Genomic DNA, 20,631 nt, shown 5'->3' with positions numbered 1-20,631 from the left:
GTCAGGCTTAAAGGAGCTCTCATGCGCATTCGCAAAGCGGTCTTCCCGGTCGCCGGTCTCGGCACCCGCTTCCTGCCGGCCACCAAGGCCAGCGCCAAGGAAATGCTGCCGGTCGTCGACAAGCCGCTGATCCAGTATGCGGTCCAGGAAGCGATCAGCGCCGGCGCCCAGGAGCTGATCTTCATCACCGGCCGTTCGAAGAATTCCATCATGGATCACTTCGACAAGGCCTATGAACTCGAAGCCGAGCTCGCCGCCCGCGGCAAGAACAAGCTGCTCGAGACCGTGCAGGACATCGTGCCGCCGGGCGTCACCTGCATCTACATCCGCCAGGCCGAGGCGCTCGGCCTCGGCCACGCCGTGCTGCAGGCCTGGCCGGCGGTCGGCGACGAGGACTTCTACGTGATCCTCGCCGACGACCTCATCGACGGCCGCCTGCAGCCCTGCCTGTCGCAGATGCACCGCGTCTACCAGCAGTACGGCACCAGCGTGCTGGCGACCCAGCGCGTGCCGCAGGCGGACGTGTCGAGCTACGGCATCGTCGACGTGCAGCCGATCGGCCCGGGTCTGTCCGAGATCCGCAAGATGGTCGAGAAGCCCAAGCCGGAGAACGCGCCGAGCAATCTCGCCGTGGTCGGCCGCTACATCCTGACGCCGCGCATCTTCAAGCTGCTGGAGCGCACGCAGCGCGGCGCCGGTGGCGAAATCCAGCTGACCGACGCGATCAGCCTGATGCTCAACGAGCAGACCGTGCTCGCCTACGAATTCGAAGGCGTGCGCCACGACTGCGGTTCGAAGCTCGGCTATCTGCGCGCCAACGTCGAATTCGGCCTCAAGCATCCGGAACTGGCCGACGATTTCCGCGCCTACCTGAGCGAACTCACCGCCGGCTGGCACGAACAGGACAAGAAAAGGGCCAAGGCGTAGCACCGGCGGCGAATCCACACACGACTCGATGGGGAAGCCGCCCAAGCTTGGGGACGCCGGGGTGACACGAACACACAGACGAGAGCAGTAACAGACATGGCGACCAGCAAGTACCAGAACTTCATTGAGTCGTCTTCGATCAATGGGGCCAACGCGCCCTACGTCGAAGCGTTCTACGAGCAGTTCCTCGAAGACCCGGAATCGGTGGATCCGAGCTGGCGGGCGTACTTCCGCCTGATCCAGGATCAGAGCGCGCCGCGCGAGACGCCGCACAGCGAGGTGATCGCGCGCTTCGAACGCCTGGCGCGCGAGCCGCGCCGCGTGGTTGCGGCCGAAGCCGGCTTCGACGCCAAGGCCGCCGAGAAACAGGCCGGCGTGCTGCGCCTGATCAACTACTACCGCGTGCGCGGCCATCAGGCCGCCAAGCTCGACCCCCTCGGTCTCGCGCCGGCCGACATCATTCCGGATCTCGATCCGGCCTTCCACGGCCTCGGCGCCGAGGACATGGAGACGGTCTTCAATACCGGCACGCTGGCGGCCAGTGCCGACCGCCTGCCGCTCAAGGAGATCATCCGCATCCTCAAGAGCGTGTACACGGACACCATCGGTGCCGAGTACATGTACCTGACCGAGACCTCCGAGAAGCGCTGGATCCAGAAGCGCCTCGAATCGGTCGCGTTCCAGCCGAAGATCGGCATCGAACGCAAGCGCGACGTGCTCAAGCAGCTGGTCGCCGCCGAAGGTCTCGAACGCTACCTGCACAACAAGTACGTCGGCCAGAAGCGCTTCTCGCTGGAAGGCGGCGACTCGCTGATCCCGGCGATGGACGAGATCCTGCGCGCCTGCGCGGCGCGCGACGTCGAGGAGATCGTCATCGGCATGGCCCACCGCGGCCGCCTCAACGTGCTGATCAATACCCTCGGCAAGTCGCCGAAGGATCTGTTCGCCGAATTCGAGGGCAAGTACTCGGTCGAGGCGCTGTCGCGCGCCGGCGACGTCAAGTACCACATGGGTTTCTCGACCGACGTCGAAGTCGACGGCAAGCGCGTGCATCTGGTGCTGGCCTTCAATCCTTCGCACCTGGAGATCGTCAATCCGGTCGTCGAAGGCTCGGTCAAGGCCCGCCAGACGCGGCGCAGCGACGAGGCCGGCCAGAAGATCGTGCCGGTGCTGATCCACGGCGACGCCGCCTTCGCCGGTCAGGGCGTGGTGATGGAGACGCTGCAGCTGTCGCAGTCGAAGGGCTACGCGACCGGCGGCACGATGCACATCATCGTCAACAACCAGATCGGCTTCACCACGCCGGACCCGATCGAGGCGCAGCGCCGCAAGGAAGCGCGCACCTCGCGCTACTGCACGGACCTCGCCAAGATGCTCGAGGCGCCGGTGTTCCACGTCAACGGTGACGATCCGGAGGCGGTGACCTTCGTGACGCGCCTGGCGATGGACTTCCGCAACGAGTTCCACAAGGACGTCATCGTCGACATCTGCTGCTACCGCCGCCTCGGCCACAACGAGGCCGACGAGCCGAGCGTCACCAGCCCGGTGATGTACGAAGTCATCAAGAAGCAGCCGACGACGCTGACGCTGTACGCCAAGAAGCTCGAGGAAGAAGGCACCATCGCCAAGGGCGACGCCGAGACCCTGGTCAAGGAATACCGCGAAGGCCTCGACAAGGGCGAGAACCCGGCGCGCGTGACGCTGGGCCTGGTCGGCAACAAGCACACCGTCAACTGGGCCAAGTACAAGGAAGGTACCTGGGACAGCCCGGTCGACACGACGATCACCCAGAAGTCGCTGCAGGCGCTGTCCGAGCAGCTGCTGAAGACGCCGGAAGGCTTCACGCTGCATCCGCGCGTCATCAAGATCTGGGAAGACCGCGCCAAGATGGCGGCTGGCGACCTGCCGATGGACTGGGGCTTCGCCGAGACCATGGCCTACGCCTCGCTGATCAAGGACGGCTTCCACGTCCGCCTGTGCGGCCAGGACGCGCGCCGCGGCACCTTCTTCCACCGTCACGCGACGATCCACGACTACAAGAACGGCCAGCGCTACACGCCGCTGCGCCACCTCGTCGATGACAAGTACGGCTTCGTCGTCAACGACACGCTGCTGTCGGAAGAGGGCGTGCTCGGCTTCGAGTACGGCTACTCGACGACCGATCCGGATTCGCTGGTGATCTGGGAAGCGCAGTTCGGCGACTTCGCCAACGGCGCGCAGGTGCTGTTCGACCAGTTCATCTCCTCGGGCCAGGCCAAGTGGGGTCGCCTCTGCGGCCTGACGGTGTTCCTGCCGCACGGCTACGAGGGCCAGGGTCCGGAGCACTCGTCGGCGCGTATCGAGCGCTACCTGCAGCTCTGCGCCGAGAACAACCAGCAGGTCTGCGTGCCGTCGACGCCGGCGCAGATGTTCCACATGCTGCGTCGCCAGATGAAGCGCTCGCTGCGCCTGCCGCTGATCGTGGCGACGCCGAAGTCGCTGCTGCGCCACCCGCTGTCGGTGTCGACGCTCGACGATCTGACCAAGGGCGGTTTCCAGACCGTGATCCCGGAAGTCGAGGCGCTCGACGCGCAGAAGGTGACCCGCATCGTGTTCTGCTCGGGCAAGGTCTACTTCGACCTGCTCCAGGCGCGCCAGAAGGACAAGCTCGACAACGTCGCGCTGGTGCGCATCGAACAGCTCTATCCGTTCCCGCGCGCCGGCTACGAGCAGGTGCTGGCCAGCTACCCGAACGCCAAGGACATCGTCTGGTGCCAGGAAGAGCCGGAGAACCAGGGCGCCTGGTACCAGATCAAGCACCGCCTCGCCGCGTACCTGCAGCCGCAGCATCAGCTGCTGTACTCGACGCGCAAGGGCGCTTCGACCACCGCGGTCGGCTACCTGAAGGTCCACCAGAAGGAGCAGGCCGAGGTCGTGCAGGAAGCGCTGACCGGCGGCAAGCGGATTTGACGAAGGCCCGCGAGGGCAGCGCGGAGCCGGCGCAAGCCGGCTCCGCGTACCACCAGACAGTTAGAAGAAAACGGACAGGAACCCCCAAATAATGGCCATCGAAATCAAAGTCCCCAATCTCCCGGAATCGGTCTCTTCGGCGACCGTTGCCGGCTGGCACGTCAAGGCCGGCGACGCCGTGTCGCGCGAGCAGAATCTGCTCGACCTCGAGACGGACAAGGTCATGCTCGAAGTGCCGGCGACGGCTGATGGCGTGATCAAGGAGATCCGCATCGAGGCCGGCGCCACGGTGCAGGCCGGCGACATCCTCGGCATTCTCGAGGAAGGCGCCGCGGCGGCGCCGAAGGCGGAAGCCAAGAGCGAGGCAGCCAAGAACGAATCGGCGCCGACCAAGGCGGTGGCGAGCGAAGCGGCGATGTCGTCGGAAGACGGCCAGAGCCCGGCCGTGCGCAAGCTGCTCTCCGAGCTGGGCCTGTCGGCCAACCAGATCACCGGCACCGGCAAGGGCGGCCGCCTGACGGTCGAGGACGTCAAGGCCTACGCCGCCGCGCCGAAGGCCGCGGCCCCGGCCGCCAAGCCCGCTGCCGCGCCGGCCCCGGCCGCGCCGAAGGTGCTCGGCGCCCGCGAAGAGCAGCGCGTGCCGATGACGCGCATCCGCGCGCGCATCGCCGAGCGCCTGCTCGAAGCCAAGAACACGACGGCGATGCTGACGACCTTCAACGAGGTCGATCTGAAGGCCGTGATGGATCTGCGCGCCAAGTACAAGACCGAGTTCGAGAAGGCGCACGGCGTCAAGCTCGGCTTCATGAGCTTCTTCGTGCGCGCGGCGGTCGAGGCGCTGAAGAAGTTCCCGGTCGTCAATGCGTCGATCGACGGCAACGACATCATCTATCACGGCTACTACGACATCGGCATCGCCGTCTCGTCGGAGCGCGGTCTGGTGGTGCCGATCCTGCGTGATGCCGATCAGCTGTCGCTGGCCGGCATCGAGAAGGCCATTGTCGACTTCGGCGTGCGCGCCAAGGCCAACAAGCTGACGATGGAAGACCTCACCGGCGGCACGTTCTCGATCACCAACGGCGGCATCTTCGGCTCGATGATGTCGACGCCGATCCTGAACCCACCGCAGTCGGCGATCCTCGGCATGCACGGCATCACCGAGCGCCCGGTCGTCGTCAACGGCGAGATCGTCATCCGCCCGATGATGTACCTGGCGATGTCCTACGATCACCGCATCATCGACGGCAAGGAAGCCGTGCTGGCGCTGCGCACGATCAAGGAGTGCCTCGAGGATCCGGCCAAGCTGCTGCTGCAGCTGTAACGCGACCGCGCCCTGCGGCCGGCATGCCGTCGTGCGCGACGGCTGCCGGCAGCGCAGGGCACTCTCGCTGTCACCCCATCGGGCCCGCCGGACGCGGGCCCGATGCGTTTCGGCCGCCCGCCGCCGGTCCGCCGGCGGACGCCGCTCCGGCATACTGCAGGGCCATGAACCGCGCGCCGCTGCACGAGGAACCGATTCCGTTCATCACCCTGCCGAACTGGGTGAAGGCAGCGGCGCTGTGCGGCTTCAACATCCAGCCGGTGTTCGACGAACTCGGCATCGAGACCGACCTGATCCATCTCGAGGACGCGACGGTCAGCCGCCCGCGGCTCGAACAGGCGATGGTCGCCTGCGTCGCGCGCGCGCGCAGCCAGCACTTTCCGTTCGTGCTCGGCGAAACCTTCGCGTTCGACTATCTGCCGGACATCGGCACCTTCCTGGCGACCAGCCCGACGCTGCGCGACGCGGTGCGCGTGTTCGACTGGGTGCGCACGCTGATCAATCCGCTGATCGACGTGCGCCTCGAGGAGGATGGCGATATCGCGCGGCTGACGCTGCGCGGCGCCGGCGAGCCGCGCGATGGCGGGGCCGCCGCGATCTACTTCATCGAATCGATCTTTGCCGCGATCGCCCGCTTCGGACGCATGCTGCACGGCGACGTCGAACGCTTCAGCCGCCTGCGCTTCCGCTATCCGGCGCCGGCCTACGCGGCGGCGTATGAAAGCCACTTCCGCATTCCGGTGGCGTTCGCGCAGTCGTGCAACGCGATCGAGCTGCCGCGTGCCCAGCTCGACGTGCCGCTCGATGGCGGCTTCCCGGCCCTGCACGGCCAGGCCGAGGCGCGCGTCGAGCAGCGTCTCGCACGCCTGCCGCGGCGCAGCGGTCTGATCGCGGCGGTCGAAGCGCAGTTCGAGCGCGAGCCGCATCTGCTCGGGCTCGGTATCGCGCAAATGGCGCGCCGGCTGGCGTTGCACGAGCGCACGCTGCAGCGTCGGCTGCGCGAGGAGGGCGAGGTCTACGGCGAGCTGCAGGACCGCGTGCGCTACCGGCTGGCGCTGCGCGATCTCGACGATGCGCGGCTCGATCTCGAAACGATCAGCGAGCGCCTGGGTTTCTCGGACCGGCGCAGCTTCACGCGCGCGTTCACGCGCTGGGCCGGCGTGACGCCGAGCCGCTACCGTCTGCGCGGCCGTTAGTGCCTGGCGCGGCCGGCGGGCGGGCGCATGCAGCGGCGTTCGGGTTCGCGACTGGCTTAAGGTACAGGCCGCGCTGTCGCCAAAAGTTCCCAGGTGGTCGCCACCTGTCATAGGCGCGGCGGGCGTCGCTGCCTACAGTTCGGCCATCGGCGCAGAACGAGGAGACCGAAGATGGACGGAGGCAGCCCGCAGGCGATCGTGCCGCGCAAGGGACCGGAGTTCGCGTGGCAGGACCTGCCGCGCTGGTGGTTCGGCGGCGACCCGTTCCGCACCCGTTTCTTCGATGCGATGTCGCTGCTGTTCCCGGAAGGCGAGAAGTTCTTCATCGCCTGCGTGCGCGACTACCGTGACGGCATCGACGACCCGCAGCTGCGTGCGGCGGTCAAGGACTTCATGTACCAGGAAGGCCAGCATGGCGTCGTGCACACCGCGTTCAATGAACACCTGAAGTCGCAGGGCATCGCGGTCGACGAGGTGCTGGCGCGGCAGCGGCAGATCATGTTCGACGTCTTCCGCCGGCGTCTGCCCAAGGTTTACACGCTTGGCCAGACCGCCGCGGCCGAGCACATGACGGCGCTGATGGCGCATGGTTTCTTCTCGACCGGCATGTTCGACGACGCCGATCCGCGTGTGCGGGCGATGTACGCCTGGCACGCGGTCGAGGAGATCGAGCACAAGGCGGTCGCCTTCGACGTCTTCCAGAAAGTCGCGCGCGGCGGTTACTTCACGCGCGTGCTCAGCATGCTGCAGGTCTCGCTGACGTTTCCGCTGCACGTCTTCGCGATCATGCGCCACATGTTCAAGGTCGACGGCGTCCGCAACGGCTTCGGCGTCTGGGCGCGGGGGCTGTGGTGGCTGTACGGTCCCGGCGGCCTGTATCCGCGGCTGATGCGTCATTACCTCGCGTACTTCAAGCCGGGCTTCCATCCCTGGCAGCAGGGCGAGCTGCAGACCTACCGGCTCTGGCGCGAAAGCTACGAGCGCAGCGGCAGCAATGCGCTCGCCGCCGCCGACGCGGTGATGGCCGCGACCCGCGCGGCCTGAACGGCGCCGCCGTCGGCCGCGCCGCGCGGCGACGATCAGGCGCGTCGGAAACAGGGCGCGCTCCTCGACCCGCGTGCAGCCGGTGGCGGCGAGCCAGGCCGGCACGTCGGAGCGATGCCCGGCGCGGAGCAACCGCTCGTTGACGAAGCGCGCCGGCCCCCAAAAGTAGGGTCCGCGCCCGCCGCGCCCGCCACAGCGCGTACGGCGGGGCGACCAACTGTTCCGGCGTCGGCTCGACGATCGCCAGCCGTCCAGCCGTCCAGCCGCTTAGCCGTCTGCAGCCGGCGCCGCGCCTCGGCGAGCGCGGCGGCAGCGCGTGGAACCAGAAGCACGCGGCGACGCCGTCGACACTCGCATTGGCCCGTTCAGTGCGCTCGGCGAGGCCCCTGCACGAAGCGCGGCTGCGGCAGCTGCCGCGCCGCGTGCTGCAGCAGGTGCGGCGTCGCATCCACGACCCAGACGTCCGGCACGCCCGCGGCGGCCCGCCCCTGCGATGAATGGCCGGCGCCGCAGCCGGCGGCGAGGGTGCCGCGCGCCCGGCGCATCGCGCCGAGCAGGATGCGGTCGAAGCCGGTGCTGTTCGGCGCGCGTGATGCGCTTCGGGTCGCTGCCGTTCGGCAGTTTGTGGAATTAGCGCCACAGGTACTGCGGCAGCGCAACGCGCAGCGGCGGAGCCGCCGGCCGTGCGACGCGGCGCAGCACGAGCTGGCGCAACCGCTGCCGGAGATCGCGCGGGCACCGCCTGCGCAGGAGGTCCGGCCCGGCATCCGGCAGGCTGAGTTCGCGCCGCGCGAGAACGGCGTCGCGCAGCGTCGGTGCCCGCCCGGCAAGCGGATTCACGGAGCGATCACGACCCTGCGGGGCGGCGCGGCAGACCGGGCGTTTGCGCATCCGCGCCGGACCGCCGCCGACGCGCATGCGAAAGTTGTAGCGAATGCCGTGCGATGACGGACCGCCGGGGCTAAAATGCGCGCAAACAGAGAAGGAGCATCATGACTGACCAATACGACGTCGTGGTCGTCGGCGGTGGCCCCGCCGGCTACCCGGCCGCCATCCGCGCCGCGCAGCTCGGCTTCAAGACCGCCTGCATCGACGCGTGGCTCAACAAGGACAATACCGCCGCGTTCGGTGGCACCTGCCTCAACGCCGGCTGCATCCCCTCCAAGGCCTTGCTCGAGTCGTCGGAGCTGTGGCACCGCATGCAGCATGAGGCGGCGGCGCATGGCATCGGCGTCGGCGAGCTGAAGCTCGATCTCGCCAAGATGCAGGCGCGCAAGACCGCGGTCTCGCGTGGCCTCACCGGCGGCATCAAGCAGCTGTTCGCCGCCAACAAGGTCACCGGCCTCGAAGGCTTCGGCAAGCTGCTCGGCGACGGCAAGGTCGAGTTCACCTCGCACAAGGGTGAGAAGCAGGTTCTGTCGGCCAAGACCATCGTCATCGCCACCGGCTCGTCGCCGGTGAACCTCAAGATCGCGCCGTTCGACAACGAGTCGATCGTCGATTCCTGGGGCGCGCTCGACTTCACTGAAGTGCCGCAGCGTCTGGGCATCATCGGTGCCGGCGTGATCGGCGTCGAGCTCGGCAGCGTCTGGAGCCGCCTCGGCGCCAAGACCGTCATTCTCGAAGCGCTGCCGAACTTCCTGCCGATGGTCGATGCGCAGATCGCCAAGGAAGCGATGCGTCACCTGACCAAGCAGGGTCTCGACATCCGCCTCGGCGCCAAGGTCAGCACCGCCAAGGTCACCGGCACCAAGACCAAGGCGGTCGAGGTCGAGTACGAGATGGGCGGCGAGAAGAAGACGGAAGTCTTCGACAAGCTGATCGTCGCCGTCGGCCGCCGTCCGAACACCGACGGTCTCAACGCCAAGGAAATCGGCGTGGCGTTCGACGAGCGCGGCTTCGTCAAGGTCGACGCCAACTACAAGACCAACGTTCCGGGCATCTACGCGATCGGCGACGTGATCGGCGGCGCGATGCTCGCACACAAGGCCATCGAAGAAGGCGTGGCGCTGGCCGAGCAGCTGCACGGCGAGCACACCCAAGTGAATTACAACGCGATCCCGAGCGTGGTCTATACCGCCCCGGAGATCGCCTGGACCGGCCTGTCGGAAGAGCAGGCCAAGGCCAAGGGCTACGAGGTCAAGATCGGCACCGGCCCGTTCGCCGCCAACGGCCGCGCCAAGGCCATGGAAGCGGCGCAGGGCACGATCAAGATCATCGCCGACGCCAAGACCGATCGCATTCTCGGTGTGCACATGGTCGGTCCGTACGTCTCGGAGCTGCTCGCCGAGGCGGTGCTGGCGCTCGAGTTCGCGGCCACCTGCGAGGACATCGCGCTGACCATGCACGGTCATCCGACGCTGTCGGAGAACTTCCACGAGGCCGTGCTTTCGGTCGACGGCCGCGCGATCCACGCGGTCAACAAGGCCAAGAAGTAAACGGCCGGCGGCGCCCCGCGCGAGCGGGGCGCCGTTCGCGTTTCTCCGACCTCACACTTTCAGGAGTTCTCCGGACATGATGTTCCCGGTATCGCGGTTGTTTCGCCGGCTTGCCCGCATTTCCGCCGCCGGCCTGGTCCTGGCGGCGGGCGCCGCCCAGGCCGAGACGGTCGATTTCGGCCTGTCGAACGATTCGTTCCGCTTCGGCCTGACCGGTCCGCTGTCGCGCCTGATCGGCGGCGCCCAGGGCCAGTACGACCTCGGCTATCTGCAGCACCGTGACAACGGCGACAACAGCTACGCCGTGCACGCGGGCTTCTTGGTCAGCGGCGACGCCGGCCTGCGCGATCTCGATCTGACCGTCGGCGCCGGCCTGCGCGGCGTCTACGTCGGCGGCGACGGCGACAATGGCGGCGCGATCGCGCCGGGCGTCCGTTTCGACGCGCGCCTGCCGGGCTATGAGCGCCTCGGTCTCGGCGGCTATGCGTACTATGCGCCGAGCGTGGTCAGCTTCGGCGACATCGACGATTATCGCGACATCGGCGTGGTGCTGAGCTACGAGCTGAACCGCAATGCGGCGGTCTATGTCGGCGCCCGCAACGTCAAGTTCGGCGTCGAACATGGCCACGACGTGACGCTCGACACCGGCCTCTATGGCGGCATCGCACTGACGTTCTAAGATCGCGCCTGGGTTGCCGGGCAGACGAGGGTATATGGGTCGAGGTCCGAGTATTGCCGCGCGCAAGGGTGTCGAAGACGCCAAGCGCGGCAAGCTGTTCACGAAGTTCATCCGCGAGATCACGGTCGCCGCGCGTGCCGGCGGCGGCGATCCGAAGACCAACGCGCGTCTGCGCCTGGTCCTCGACAAGGCCTTCGCCGCCAACATGACGAAGGACACCGCCGAGCGCGCGATCAAGCGCGGCACCGGCGAGGGCGGCAGCGATCACTTCGAGGAGATCCGCTACGAGGGCTACGGCCCGGGCGGCGTCGCGATCATCGTCGACTGCATGACCGACAACCCGGTCCGCACCGTCGCCGAGGTCCGCCACGCTTTCTCGAAGCACGGCGGCAATCTCGGCACGTCCGGCGCGGTGGCGTATATGTTCGCGCGCGTCGGCCAGATCTTCTTCGAGACCGGCGGCGACGCCGCGCTCGAGGAGAAGATCCTCGAGGCGGCGCTCGAAGCGGGCGCCGACGACGTCCTCAGCGAGGAGGGCTGGACCGAAGTGCTCTGCGCGACGGACAGCTTCGAGGCGGTCAAGCAGGCGCTGGAGGCCAAGGGCCTCAAGCCGGTTCAGGCCGACGTCACGCTGCGCCCGGGCACCATGGTCGACGTCGCCGGCGAGGCGCGCGAGTCGGTGCAGAAGCTGATCGACATGCTCGAAGACCTCGACGACGTGCAGAAGGTCTATTCGAACGCCGACCTCGGCTGATCCGGGGCGGTCGGGGCGAGCCCGGCGACGGGCGCCGCCATGCAGGCGACGGGGAGAGCGAGGGTGCTCGACGGACTTTGGCGGGAGGCGGGACGGCAGGCGCGCGACCGCGCGTCGCGCTCGCGCCGCGGCGGACCGCCGGCATGATCCGCATCATCGGCATCGATCCCGGCTCGCGGCATACGGGCTACGGCATCATCGAAGCGGACCGCGGCCGCGCCTGCATGATCGCCGCCGGCCGCATCAGCACCGCCGCCGGCACGATGCCGCAGCGGCTGCTGCAGATCCAGCGCGAGCTCGGCGCGCTGCTCGCCGAGTTCGCTCCGGCGGAAGCGGCGATCGAGGAAGTGTTCGTCAACAAGAACGTGCAGACCGCGCTGGTGCTCGGGCAGGCGCGCGGCGTGGCGCTCTGCGCGCTGGCGCAGGTCGGGCTCGATGTCGCCGAATACGCGCCCGCCCAGGTCAAGCAGGCGCTGACCGGCAGCGGCCGCGCCGAGAAACTGCAGGTGCAACATATGGTGAAAGTGCTGCTGAACCTGCAGGGCCGCATGGCGGTCGACGCTTCCGACGCGCTGGCGATCGCGCTCACGCACGCCCAGGTGCGCGGCATGCGCGAGCGCACCGGCCTGGTCGTCGGCGCGCGCAGCCGCAGCTGGAGCCGCGCATGATCGGCCGCATCACCGGCAAGCTGGTGCTCAAGCAGCCGCCGCTGCTGCTGGTCGACGTCGGCGGCGTCGGCTACGAGATCGAAGCGCCGATGTCGACCTTCTACAAGCTGCCGGCGCTCGGCGAGACCGTCAGCCTGCAGACGCATCTGACGGTGCGTGAGGACGCGCACCTGCTGTTCGGGTTCGCGAGCAGTACCGAGAAGAACCTGTTCCGCGAGCTGATCAAGATTTCCGGTGTCGGTCCCAAGCTGGCGCTGACCGTGCTGTCCGGCGTCAGCGTCGAGGACTTCTGGAACACGGTGCGCGCTGGCGACGTCGCGCGGCTCACCAAGCTGCCCGGCGTCGGCCGCAAGACCGCCGAGCGCCTGGTCGTCGAGATGCGCGACAAGGCCGGTGCCGAAGGCGAAGCCGTGCCCGGCGTGCGGCTCGCTACCGACGCCTCGGCGCTCGGCGAGGCCAAGAGCGCGCTCGCCGCGCTCGGCTACAAGCCGGCCGAGATCCAGCGCTTCACCGATGCCGTGTATAAGGACGGCATGACGACCGAGCAGATCATCCAGGAGGCGCTCAAGCGCGCCGTGAAATGAGCGTGGCAATCCCGTCATTGCTTCGTCGCTGCGCTCCTCGCAATGACGCTGCGAGGTTTTGCAGATGAGCGAGGAACGCATCGTCTCGGCGAAGGCCGGCGGCGACGAGGAGCGCGTCGAGCGCGCGATCCGTCCGCACCGGCTCGCCGATTACGTCGGCCAGCCGGCGGTCCGCGAACAGATGGGCATCGCCATCGAGGCGGCGCGTCGCCGCGGCGACGCGCTCGACCATGTGCTGATCTTCGGTCCGCCGGGCCTCGGCAAGACCACGCTCGCGCACATCCTCGCCGAGGAAATGGGCGTCAACCTGCGCCAGACCTCCGGTCCGGTGCTGGAGCGGCCGGGCGATCTCGCTGCGCTGCTGACCAACCTCGAACCGCGCGACCTGCTGTTCGTCGACGAGATCCACCGCCTGTCGCCGATCGTCGAGGAAGTGCTGTATCCGGCGATGGAGGACTACCAGCTCGACATCGTCATCGGCGAAGGGCCGGCGGCGCGCTCGATCCGTCTCGATTTGCCGCCATTCACGCTGGTCGGCGCCACCACCCGCGCCGGCAGCCTGACCAGTCCGCTGCGCGACCGCTTCGGCCTCGTGCAGCGCCTCGAGTTCTATTCGGTGCCGGATCTGACCCACATCGTCCTGCGCTCGGCCGGCATCCTCGGGGCGCCGATCGAGCCGGAGGGCGCCGCGGAGATCGCACGCCGCTCGCGCGGCACGCCGCGCATCGCCAACCGCCTGCTGCGCCGCGCGCGCGACTACGCCGAGGTGCGCGGCGATGGCCACATCACCGCCAGACTGGCCGGCGAGGCGATGCAGCTGCTGGCGGTCGACAGCCAGGGTTTCGATCTCATGGACCGCAAGCTGCTGCTGACCCTGATCGAGCGCTTCGACGGCGGTCCGGCCGGCGTCGACAACCTCGCCGCGGCGATCGGCGAGGCGCGCGACACCATCGAGGACGTCATCGAGCCTTACCTGATCCAGCAGGGTTATCTGATGCGCACGCCGCGCGGCCGCATCGCCGGCAAGCTGGCGTATCAGCACTACGGACTGAAGATGCCGGACCGGCTCGGCACCCCGGACCTGTTCGCCGAATGAGCCGCTTCGTTTTGCCGCTGCGGGTCTACTACGAGGACACCGACGCCAGCGGCGTGGTCTACCATGCCAACTACCTGCGCTTCTTCGAGCGCGCCCGCACCGAATGGCTGCGCGCGCTCGGTCTCGGCCAGGAGCGGCTGATGCGCGATCTCGGCATCGCCTTCACGGTCGCCAATCTGGAGATCGACTTCCGCGCCCCGGCGCGGCTCGACGACGCGCTGGAAATCCGTACCGAGGTCCAGCAGATCCGCCGTGCCAGCATCATTTTCGAGCAGTCCCTGTTCCGGACCGGCGAGCCGACCCTGCTGGCGCGTGCCCGTGTGCGCATCGGCTGCGTCGGCAGTGCCGATTTCCGGCCGGCGCCGCTGCCCGAGCCGCTGGAGCAGGCGATCGCGCGCTGGCGTGACGCTGCGGAAATCCAGCCCAACGGCATCGGATGACATGATCTGCCAGACGGGGAATGTTAAGGTTCGCCCGCTATTTTCCGTATCCGCTTTCCAGGCCATACGCTTTCCATGAATGCCAATCTCTCGCTGACCCACCTGATCCTGCAGGCCAGTGCGCTCGCGCAGATCGTGCTGCTGTTGCTCGTCGTCGCCTCGGTGTTGTCCTGGGCGGTGATCCTCGGCAAGCGCGCGCTGCTGTCGCGGACCGTCAAGGAGGCCAGCCAGTTCGAAGAGCGCTTCTGGAGCGGCGGCAATCTCGCCGATCTCTACGAGGCGGTGCGCCGCGACGACGACACCCGCGGCAGCGCGGCGATCTTCAAGGCGGGCTACGAGGAATTCGCCCGCCAGCAGACGACCGGGCGGGCCGATCCGGACGACGTCCTCGCCGCCGTGCAGCGGCAGATGCGCGTGACGCAGACCCGCGAACTGGAAAAACTCGAAGGCGGGCTGGCGACGCTGGCCACGATCGGCTCGACCAGCCCCTACGTCGGCCTGTTCGGCACGGTGTGGGGCATCATGAGCGCCTTCATTTCGATCGGTAACGTCAAGCAGGCGTCGCTCGCCACCGTCGCGCCGGGCATCGCCGAGGCGCTGATCGCCACGGCGATGGGCCTGTTCGCGGCGATCCCGGCGGTCATCGCCTACAACTTCTTCACGCGCGGCGTCGAGAAGCTCGACACCCGCTTCCAGGTCTTCGCCGACGAGCTGACCGGCATCATCGAGCGCGGCCTGCGCGGCGGGAAGCACTGAGATGGGCGCGCCGGTGCAGGGTGGTCGCGGCGGCAAGCGCCGCATGAACGCCGACATCAACGTCGTGCCGTACATCGACGTCATGCTGGTGCTGCTGATCATCTTCATGGTGACGGCGCCGCTGATGACGCAGGGTGTCGACGTCGACCTGCCGGACGCCAACGCCGAATCGATGACGGTGCCGGAGGATCCGCCGACGCTGCAGATCCTCGCCGACGGTCGCTACAAGCTGAACGGCGAAGTGCTCGACGAATCGGCGCTCGGGGCCAAGGTGCAGGAACTGATGGCGGCCAAGCCCGGCCAGATGGTGCTCGTCAACGGCGACAAGAAGGTGCCGTACGAGTACGTCGCGCGCGGCATGGCGATCCTGCGCAGCGCCGGCGCCACCAAGATCGGCTTCGTCACCGAATCCGCCGACGAGGCGACTCCCCGCAAGCGGCCCTAATGATCTTCGAGCGTCGCTATCTGATTGCAGCGCTGGCGCTGCATCTCGTTTTGTTCGCACTGCTGTTCGCCGGCGCGATCTTCCATCGCAAGATCCAGGCGCCGCCGCCGATCGAAGCCGTGCTGATCGCGCAGGACCCGCGCGAGGCGCGCGCCGAGCAGGTCCGCCGCCAGCAGGAGATCGAGCGGCAGCGCCAGCTCGAGCAGCAGAAGCAGCAGGAAGCGCTCGAACAGCAGCAGGAGCAGGCGCGCCAGCAGCAGGCCCTTGCCCGCCAGCAGGAGCAGGAAAAGGCCAAGCAGGCGGACGTCGAGCGGCAGAAGAAGGCGCAGCAGGACGACGAGCGCAAGCGCGTCGAGGCCGAGCAGCGCAAGCAGAAGGAAGCCGAGCTGAAGGCCGAGGCCGAGCGCAAGCGCCAGGATCAGCTGCAGAAGAAGGCCGAGGCCGAGAAGCAGCGTCAGGACGAGCTGCGCAAGAAGCAGGAAGAGGCCGAGCAGAAGCGCCAGGAAGAGCAGCGCCGCAAGGAAGCCGAGGCCGAGCTCAAGCGCCAGGCCGAGGCCGAACGCCAGGAACTCGAACGCCAGAAGCGCGAGCGCGAGGCGGCCGAGGCCAAGCGCCGCAAGGAAGAAATGGAGGCGGCGATGGCCGCCGAAGTCCAGGGCCGCATCCAGCAGGCGCAGGCCGATTGGGGGCAGGTGATGGCCGCGCGCATCCGCAAGTTCTGGATCCGCCCGCCGGCGTCGCCGGACAGCTTCCGCTGCGTGGTGGCGATGCAATTGGCGAGCAACGGCGAAGTGCAGAACGCTCGCGTGGTGTCGAGCTGCGGCAGTGCGCCGCTCGACCGCTCGGTCGAGGCGGCGGTGCTCAAGGCCAGCCCGATGCCGCTGCCGCCCGATCCGCGCGCTTTTGTGCCGAACGTGACGATCAACTTCTGCCCGTCGGCGAGCGGCTGCCAGTGAGTCAGGTGCCGTTCATCGTGGGCTCATTCTCCCGTCTCATCCTTCAGCGTCTATGAACGTCTATCAACGCATTCTGGCCCTGCTCGTCGTCGTCTGCGGACTGGCGGCGGCACCGGCCCGGGCCCAGCTCGAAATCACCGTCACCGGCGGCGACGTCGGCGCGCTGCCGATCGCCATCGTGCCGTTCGCGCAGGTGCCGGGCCTGCCGACCGATCTCGCTCAGGTGGTCGACAACGACCTGGCGCGCAGCGGCCGTTTCCGCACCATGCCGCGCGCCGAGATGCGCCAGCGGCCGAGCGAGCTGGCCTCGTTCGATGCCGCACCGTGGCGCGCGCAGGGCTTCGACAACGTCGTGATCGGCAAGGTCTGGGAGGACGGCAGGGGCGGCTATGTGGTGCGTTTCTTCCTGCTCGACTCGCTGTCCGGCAAGCAGGTCATCGCCTACGACTATCCGATCAAGAGCGCCTCGCAGGCGCGCTATGCCGCGCACTGGATCGCCGACAAGATCTACGAGCAGCTGCTCGGCATCCCGGGTTACTTCAACACCAAGATTGCCTACGTGGCGGCCAAGGGGCTGGGCTTCCAGCGCACCTACCAGCTGGTGATCGCCGATTCCGACGGCGAGAACCCGCAGTACCCGATCAATTCGCGCGAAACGATCATGTCGCCGTCCTGGTCGCCGGACCGCAAGCAGATCGCGCTGGTCGGCTACGAGCGCGGCCGCTCGGCGATCTACCTGTATTCGACCGAAACCGGCCGCGTGCAGAAGCTGATCAGCGAGAAGGGCATCAACGGCTCGCCGGCGTGGTCGCCGGACGGGACCAAGCTGGCGTTCGTGCTGTCGTTCGAGATCAATCCGGACGTCTACGTCATGGATCTGGCGACCAAGCAGCGCAAGCGTCTCACCGACCACTACGCGATCGATACCGAGCCGGCATGGTCGCCGGACGGCAGCAAGATCGTCTTCACCTCGGACCGCGGCGGCAAGCCGCAGGTCTACGAGATCGGCGCCAACGGCGGCGAGCCACGGCGGCTCACGTTCCAGGGTTCGCAGAACTCGCGTCCGAGCTATTCGCCGGACGGCAAATCGATCCTGTACGTGACGACCGACGGCGGTCAGCGGATCGCCATCCAGGATCTCGCCACGGGGGCAGTGCGCGTCCTCAGCAGCGGCCCTCTCGATGAAGGTCCGTCGTTCGCTCCGGGTGGCGCCGTGGTAATCTATTCGTCGCAAGGTCCCCGAGGACGCCAGCTCGAAACCGTATCAGTCGATGGACGCGTGCGTCTGACGATGAGGCAGGCCGGTGGCGATGTCCAGGAGCCCTCGTGGTCCCCCTTGATGCGTTAAGTTGTCCAGAATCCCCTCTCTCAACACCCGACCCAAGTTGTTCTCCGTCGTAGGAGTTCAAGATGATCAAGAATAAATTGCTGTTGTCGCTGACGATTGTTTCCATGCTCACGCTCGGCGCTTGCGCCTCCAAGGGCGACAAGACGGCCAGCACGCCGCCGCCGTCGACGCCGAGCTCGGCCTATAACGACACCTCCGGCGCCGGCTCCCAGCTCGGCGACGAAGATGCCCGCACCGCTGCGGAGCGCGCGCTCAGCAACAACCTCGTGTACTTCGACTACGATTCCAGCGCGATCAAGCCGGAATACGCCTCGGTCGTCGGCGCCTACGCCAAGTATCTGACCGCCAACCCGGTCGCCAAGGTCCGCATCGAAGGCCATACCGACGAGCGCGGCACCCGCGAGTACAACATCGGCCTCGGCGAGCGCCGCGCCAATGCCGTCAAGGATGCGCTGACGGCCCAGGGTGTGACGGCGGCGCAGATCTCGGTGATCAGCTACGGTGAAGAGCGTCCGGTTGCGGAAGGCCACGAAGAGTCGGCCTGGTCGCAGAACCGCCGCGCGCAGATCATCCGTCAGTAAGCGCCTGACCCGCCGCAACCTCCGGAGCAGCCTTCATGCGCCCAAGCCGACTTGCCCTCATCGCGATCGTCGCCAGCCTCGCGGCTTGCGCGTCCGACTATGGCGGCAGCGTCTCGGGCGGCAAGGACGTGCTGTCTCCGGAGGAGCGGCGCCTGCAGGCCGTGGAAGGCCGCGTCGCCGTGCTGCAGCGGCGGCTCGACGCGGCCAACCTCGCGGGCGCCGACGAGCAGAACCAGCATCTTCGCGACGACGTGCGCTCGCTGCGCGGCGACGTCGAGAAGCTGCGCTACGATTTCGATCAGTCGCAGCAGCGCAGCCGCGATCTCGAGGCGCGCCTCGCGCGTCTGGAGGCCGCCGGTGGCGCTGCCGCACCGGTTGTCGGTGGCGAGGCCGGCGTGACGCCGGCGCTGCCGTCGACGATGCCGGCACCGGCGACCGCGCCGGTCGCGGTACCGGCCAGCGCTGCCGCAAGCAGCGCCAGCATTCCCGTCGCCACGCCGCCGCCTGCTGTCACGGCGTCGGGAGCGACCACGCTTTCGCAGGGCAGCGCGCCTTCGCCGGATGAGGAAGCGGCCTATCTCGCCGCCTTCGACCAGCTCAAGAACGGCAAGTACGACGACGCGCTCAAGGGTTTCCGTGCCCAGCTCGAGAAGTGGCCGCAAGGCCGCTACGCGGACAATGCGCTCTACTGGAGCGGCGAGGCCTACTACGTGAAGCGCGACTACAAGTCGGCGCTCGCGGCCTTCCAGGCCGTCGGCCAGCGCTTTCCGCAGAGCGGCAAGAGCGCCGATGCGCTGCTCAAGTCCGGCCTCGTGCAGATGGACCTCGGGCAGGACGCGCAGGGGCGCGCCACGCTGCAGCGCGTGATCAAGACCTACCCGAACTCGAACGCCGCCCGTCTGGCCCAGCAGCGCCTCGAGCCGGCCAAGAAGTAAGCGGGCTGCGCGGGAGCTGCGTTGGACCTCACGCCGTCGCCGGCCACGCCGCCTCGTCTCAAGATCACCGAGATCTTCCTTTCGCTGCAGGGCGAATCCTCGTCGGTCGGCTGGCCGACGGTATTCGTGCGCCTGACCGGCTGCCCGCTGCGCTGCCAGTACTGCGACACCGCCTATGCGTTCCACGGCGGCCAGTGGCTGAGCCTCGATGCGATCGTCGACGAAGTGCAGCGCCTCGGCGCCCGGCATGTCTGCGTCACCGGCGGCGAGCCGCTGGCGCAGAAGAACGCGCTGCCGCTGCTGACGCGCCTGTGCGATGCCGGCCACCGCGTTTCGCTGGAGACCAGCGGCGCGATCGACATCTCCGGCGTTGACCCGCGCGTGATCCGCGTGCTCGACATCAAGACCCCGGGCTCCGCGGAAGTGGCACGCAACCGCTGGGAGAATCTGGCGCTGCTGCAAGCGCACGACGAGATCAAGTTCGTGCTCTGCGATCGCCAGGATTACGAATGGGCCAAAGCCTGCGTCGCCGAGCACGGCCTCGCCGGGCGCTGCGCGGTGCTGTTCTCGCCGAGCGCGGGCCAGCTCGACGCCACGCAGCTTGCCGACTGGATCGTCGCCGACCGCTTGCCGGTCCGCTTCCAGATGCAGCTGCACAAGGTGCTGTGGGGTAACGCGCCGGGCCGCTAGCGGCCGCATCTGGTGCGTATCTTGCTATCCCCGCTGCGGACGCCGGGCGCCGCCCGTGCGGCTATCCTTTTCGCTTTCGTTCGCGCGACCGCCGCCGGCCGCGCGCTGAACTTTTGGTATCACGCATGAGCAAGAAAGCCGTCATCCTGCTGTCCGGAGGCCTCGACTCGGCGACCGTGCTGGCGATCGCCCGTCGCCAGGGCTACGAGTGCTACGCGCTCGCCGTGTCGTACGGCCAGCGCCATGTCGCCGAGCTGGCGGCGGCGCAACGCGTCGCCGCGGCGCTCGGCGCCGCGCGCCTGCAGCAGATGCAGGTCAATCTCGACGCAGTCGGTGGTTCGGCGCTGACTGATCGCAACATCGCCGTGCCGGAAGCGCCGGTCGACGGCATTCCGGTCACCTACGTGCCGGCGCGCAACACCCTGTTCCTGTCGCTGGCGCTCGGCTGGGCCGAGGTGCTCGGCGTCCGGGACCTGTTCATCGGCGTCAACGCCGTCGACTACTCCGGCTATCCGGACTGCCGGCCGGCGTTCATCGAGGCCTTCGAGGCGCTCGCCAATGTCGCGACCAAGGCCGGTGTCGAGGGCGCGCGCTTCAAGATCCACGCGCCACTGCTGACGATGAGCAAGGCCGACATCATTCGCGAAGGCACGCGCCTCGGCGTCGACTACGCGCTGACCGTGTCCTGCTACCAGGCCGACGAGCAGGGCCGCGCCTGCGGCCGCTGCGACTCCTGCCGGCTGCGCGCTGCCGGCTTCGCCGAGGCCGGCGTGCCGGACCCGACGCCTTATCGCGGCTAGAGCGCCATTCGTTTATCATGCGCG

At 68.1% G+C, this 20,631-nt stretch carries 21 protein-coding genes; 20 read left to right on the top strand and 1 reads right to left on the bottom strand.

Going from position 1 to position 20,631, the window contains the following annotated elements; all coding sequences use genetic code 11:
* Positions 1–21: 21 nt before the first annotated feature.
* The 5 genes from galU to H149_RS0111080 all read left to right on the top strand — a co-directional run bounded on the left by galU (position 22) and on the right by H149_RS0111080 (position 7,437).
* Positions 22–927 (top strand): UTP--glucose-1-phosphate uridylyltransferase GalU, encoded by a 906-nt coding sequence (galU, locus tag H149_RS0111100; RefSeq protein WP_020649826.1) that lies wholly within the window; start codon positions 22–24, stop codon positions 925–927.
* Positions 928–1,023: 96 nt separating this feature from the next.
* A complete protein-coding gene (locus H149_RS0111095; protein ID WP_020649825.1) occupies positions 1,024–3,876 on the top strand; it encodes a 2-oxoglutarate dehydrogenase E1 component in 2,853 nt (950 codons plus the stop codon).
* 91 nt (positions 3,877–3,967) lie between these two features.
* Positions 3,968–5,197 (top strand): 2-oxoglutarate dehydrogenase complex dihydrolipoyllysine-residue succinyltransferase, encoded by a 1,230-nt coding sequence (odhB, locus tag H149_RS0111090; RefSeq protein ID WP_020649824.1) that lies wholly within the window; start codon positions 3,968–3,970, stop codon positions 5,195–5,197.
* Between the two features lie 164 nt (positions 5,198–5,361).
* On the top strand, positions 5,362–6,393 hold the full coding sequence (locus tag H149_RS0111085) for an AraC family transcriptional regulator (RefSeq protein WP_020649823.1): 1,032 nt from the start codon (positions 5,362–5,364) through the stop codon (positions 6,391–6,393).
* Between the two features lie 171 nt (positions 6,394–6,564).
* Entirely contained in the window at positions 6,565–7,437 is an 873-nt protein-coding gene (locus H149_RS0111080; protein ID WP_020649822.1) for a metal-dependent hydrolase, read from the top strand.
* Positions 7,438–8,067: 630 nt separating this feature from the next.
* Here H149_RS0111080 and H149_RS0111070 read toward each other — a convergent pair.
* Entirely contained in the window at positions 8,068–8,277 is a 210-nt protein-coding gene (locus H149_RS0111070; RefSeq protein ID WP_154654751.1) for a hypothetical protein, read from the bottom strand.
* Between the two features lie 152 nt (positions 8,278–8,429).
* On the opposite strand from H149_RS0111070, the gene lpdA reads away from it, so the two are divergent.
* The 15 genes from lpdA (at position 8,430) to queC (ending at position 20,607) form a co-directional block, all read left to right on the top strand.
* Positions 8,430–9,875, top strand: a complete 1,446-nt coding sequence (lpdA, locus tag H149_RS0111065) for a dihydrolipoyl dehydrogenase (RefSeq protein ID WP_020649819.1) — start codon at positions 8,430–8,432, stop codon at positions 9,873–9,875.
* A 76-nt stretch (positions 9,876–9,951) separates the two neighbouring features.
* Entirely contained in the window at positions 9,952–10,554 is a 603-nt protein-coding gene (locus tag H149_RS0111060) for a YfaZ family outer membrane protein (protein ID WP_020649818.1), read from the top strand.
* 34 nt (positions 10,555–10,588) lie between these two features.
* Positions 10,589–11,308, top strand: coding sequence for a YebC/PmpR family DNA-binding transcriptional regulator (locus H149_RS0111055; RefSeq protein WP_020649817.1), 720 nt, complete (start codon positions 10,589–10,591; stop codon positions 11,306–11,308).
* 143 nt (positions 11,309–11,451) lie between these two features.
* Entirely contained in the window at positions 11,452–11,976 is a 525-nt protein-coding gene (ruvC, locus tag H149_RS0111050; protein ID WP_020649816.1) for a crossover junction endodeoxyribonuclease RuvC, read from the top strand.
* Positions 11,973–12,560: a Holliday junction branch migration protein RuvA gene (gene ruvA / locus H149_RS0111045; protein WP_020649815.1), complete on the top strand. Its 588-nt coding sequence runs from the start codon at positions 11,973–11,975 to the stop codon at positions 12,558–12,560. Before ruvC ends, ruvA begins: the two co-directional genes overlap by 4 nt.
* A gap of 64 nt (positions 12,561–12,624) precedes the next feature.
* Positions 12,625–13,656, top strand: coding sequence for a Holliday junction branch migration DNA helicase RuvB (gene ruvB, locus H149_RS0111040; RefSeq protein ID WP_020649814.1), 1,032 nt, complete (start codon positions 12,625–12,627; stop codon positions 13,654–13,656).
* Positions 13,653–14,096, top strand: coding sequence for a tol-pal system-associated acyl-CoA thioesterase (ybgC, locus tag H149_RS0111035; protein ID WP_020649813.1), 444 nt, complete (start codon positions 13,653–13,655; stop codon positions 14,094–14,096). The genes ruvB and ybgC overlap by 4 nt, the downstream gene beginning before the upstream one ends.
* 75 nt (positions 14,097–14,171) lie before the next feature.
* Positions 14,172–14,852, top strand: a complete 681-nt coding sequence (tolQ, locus tag H149_RS0111030; protein ID WP_020649812.1) for a protein TolQ — start codon at positions 14,172–14,174, stop codon at positions 14,850–14,852.
* Position 14,853: 1 nt separating this feature from the next.
* Positions 14,854–15,297: an ExbD/TolR family protein gene (locus tag H149_RS0111025; RefSeq protein ID WP_020649811.1), complete on the top strand. Its 444-nt coding sequence runs from the start codon at positions 14,854–14,856 to the stop codon at positions 15,295–15,297.
* Entirely contained in the window at positions 15,297–16,253 is a 957-nt protein-coding gene (gene tolA, locus H149_RS20670) for a cell envelope integrity protein TolA (RefSeq protein ID WP_020649810.1), read from the top strand. The genes H149_RS0111025 and tolA overlap by 1 nt, the downstream gene beginning before the upstream one ends.
* 52 nt (positions 16,254–16,305) lie before the next feature.
* Complete coding sequence (gene tolB, locus H149_RS0111015; RefSeq protein WP_020649809.1) at positions 16,306–17,601, top strand: Tol-Pal system beta propeller repeat protein TolB; 1,296 nt, start codon at positions 16,306–16,308, stop codon at positions 17,599–17,601.
* Between the two features lie 62 nt (positions 17,602–17,663).
* Positions 17,664–18,182 carry a peptidoglycan-associated lipoprotein Pal gene (gene pal, locus H149_RS0111010; protein ID WP_020649808.1) on the top strand — a complete coding sequence of 173 codons (519 nt, stop codon included), beginning with the start codon at positions 17,664–17,666 and terminating at the stop codon, positions 18,180–18,182.
* Between the two features lie 35 nt (positions 18,183–18,217).
* Positions 18,218–19,117, top strand: a complete 900-nt coding sequence (gene ybgF / locus H149_RS0111005; protein WP_020649807.1) for a tol-pal system protein YbgF — start codon at positions 18,218–18,220, stop codon at positions 19,115–19,117.
* A gap of 21 nt (positions 19,118–19,138) precedes the next feature.
* Entirely contained in the window at positions 19,139–19,807 is a 669-nt protein-coding gene (gene queE, locus H149_RS0111000; RefSeq protein WP_020649806.1) for a 7-carboxy-7-deazaguanine synthase QueE, read from the top strand.
* Positions 19,808–19,932: 125 nt separating this feature from the next.
* Positions 19,933–20,607 carry a 7-cyano-7-deazaguanine synthase QueC gene (queC, locus tag H149_RS0110995; RefSeq protein ID WP_020649805.1) on the top strand — a complete coding sequence of 225 codons (675 nt, stop codon included), beginning with the start codon at positions 19,933–19,935 and terminating at the stop codon, positions 20,605–20,607.
* Positions 20,608–20,631 lie beyond the last annotated feature (24 nt).

It is taken from the genome of Solimonas variicoloris DSM 15731 (assembly GCF_000382285.1).
GTDB classification, from domain to species: domain Bacteria; phylum Pseudomonadota; class Gammaproteobacteria; order Nevskiales; family Nevskiaceae; genus Solimonas; species Solimonas variicoloris.
This window is presented reverse-complemented; position numbering and strand designations above follow the sequence as displayed.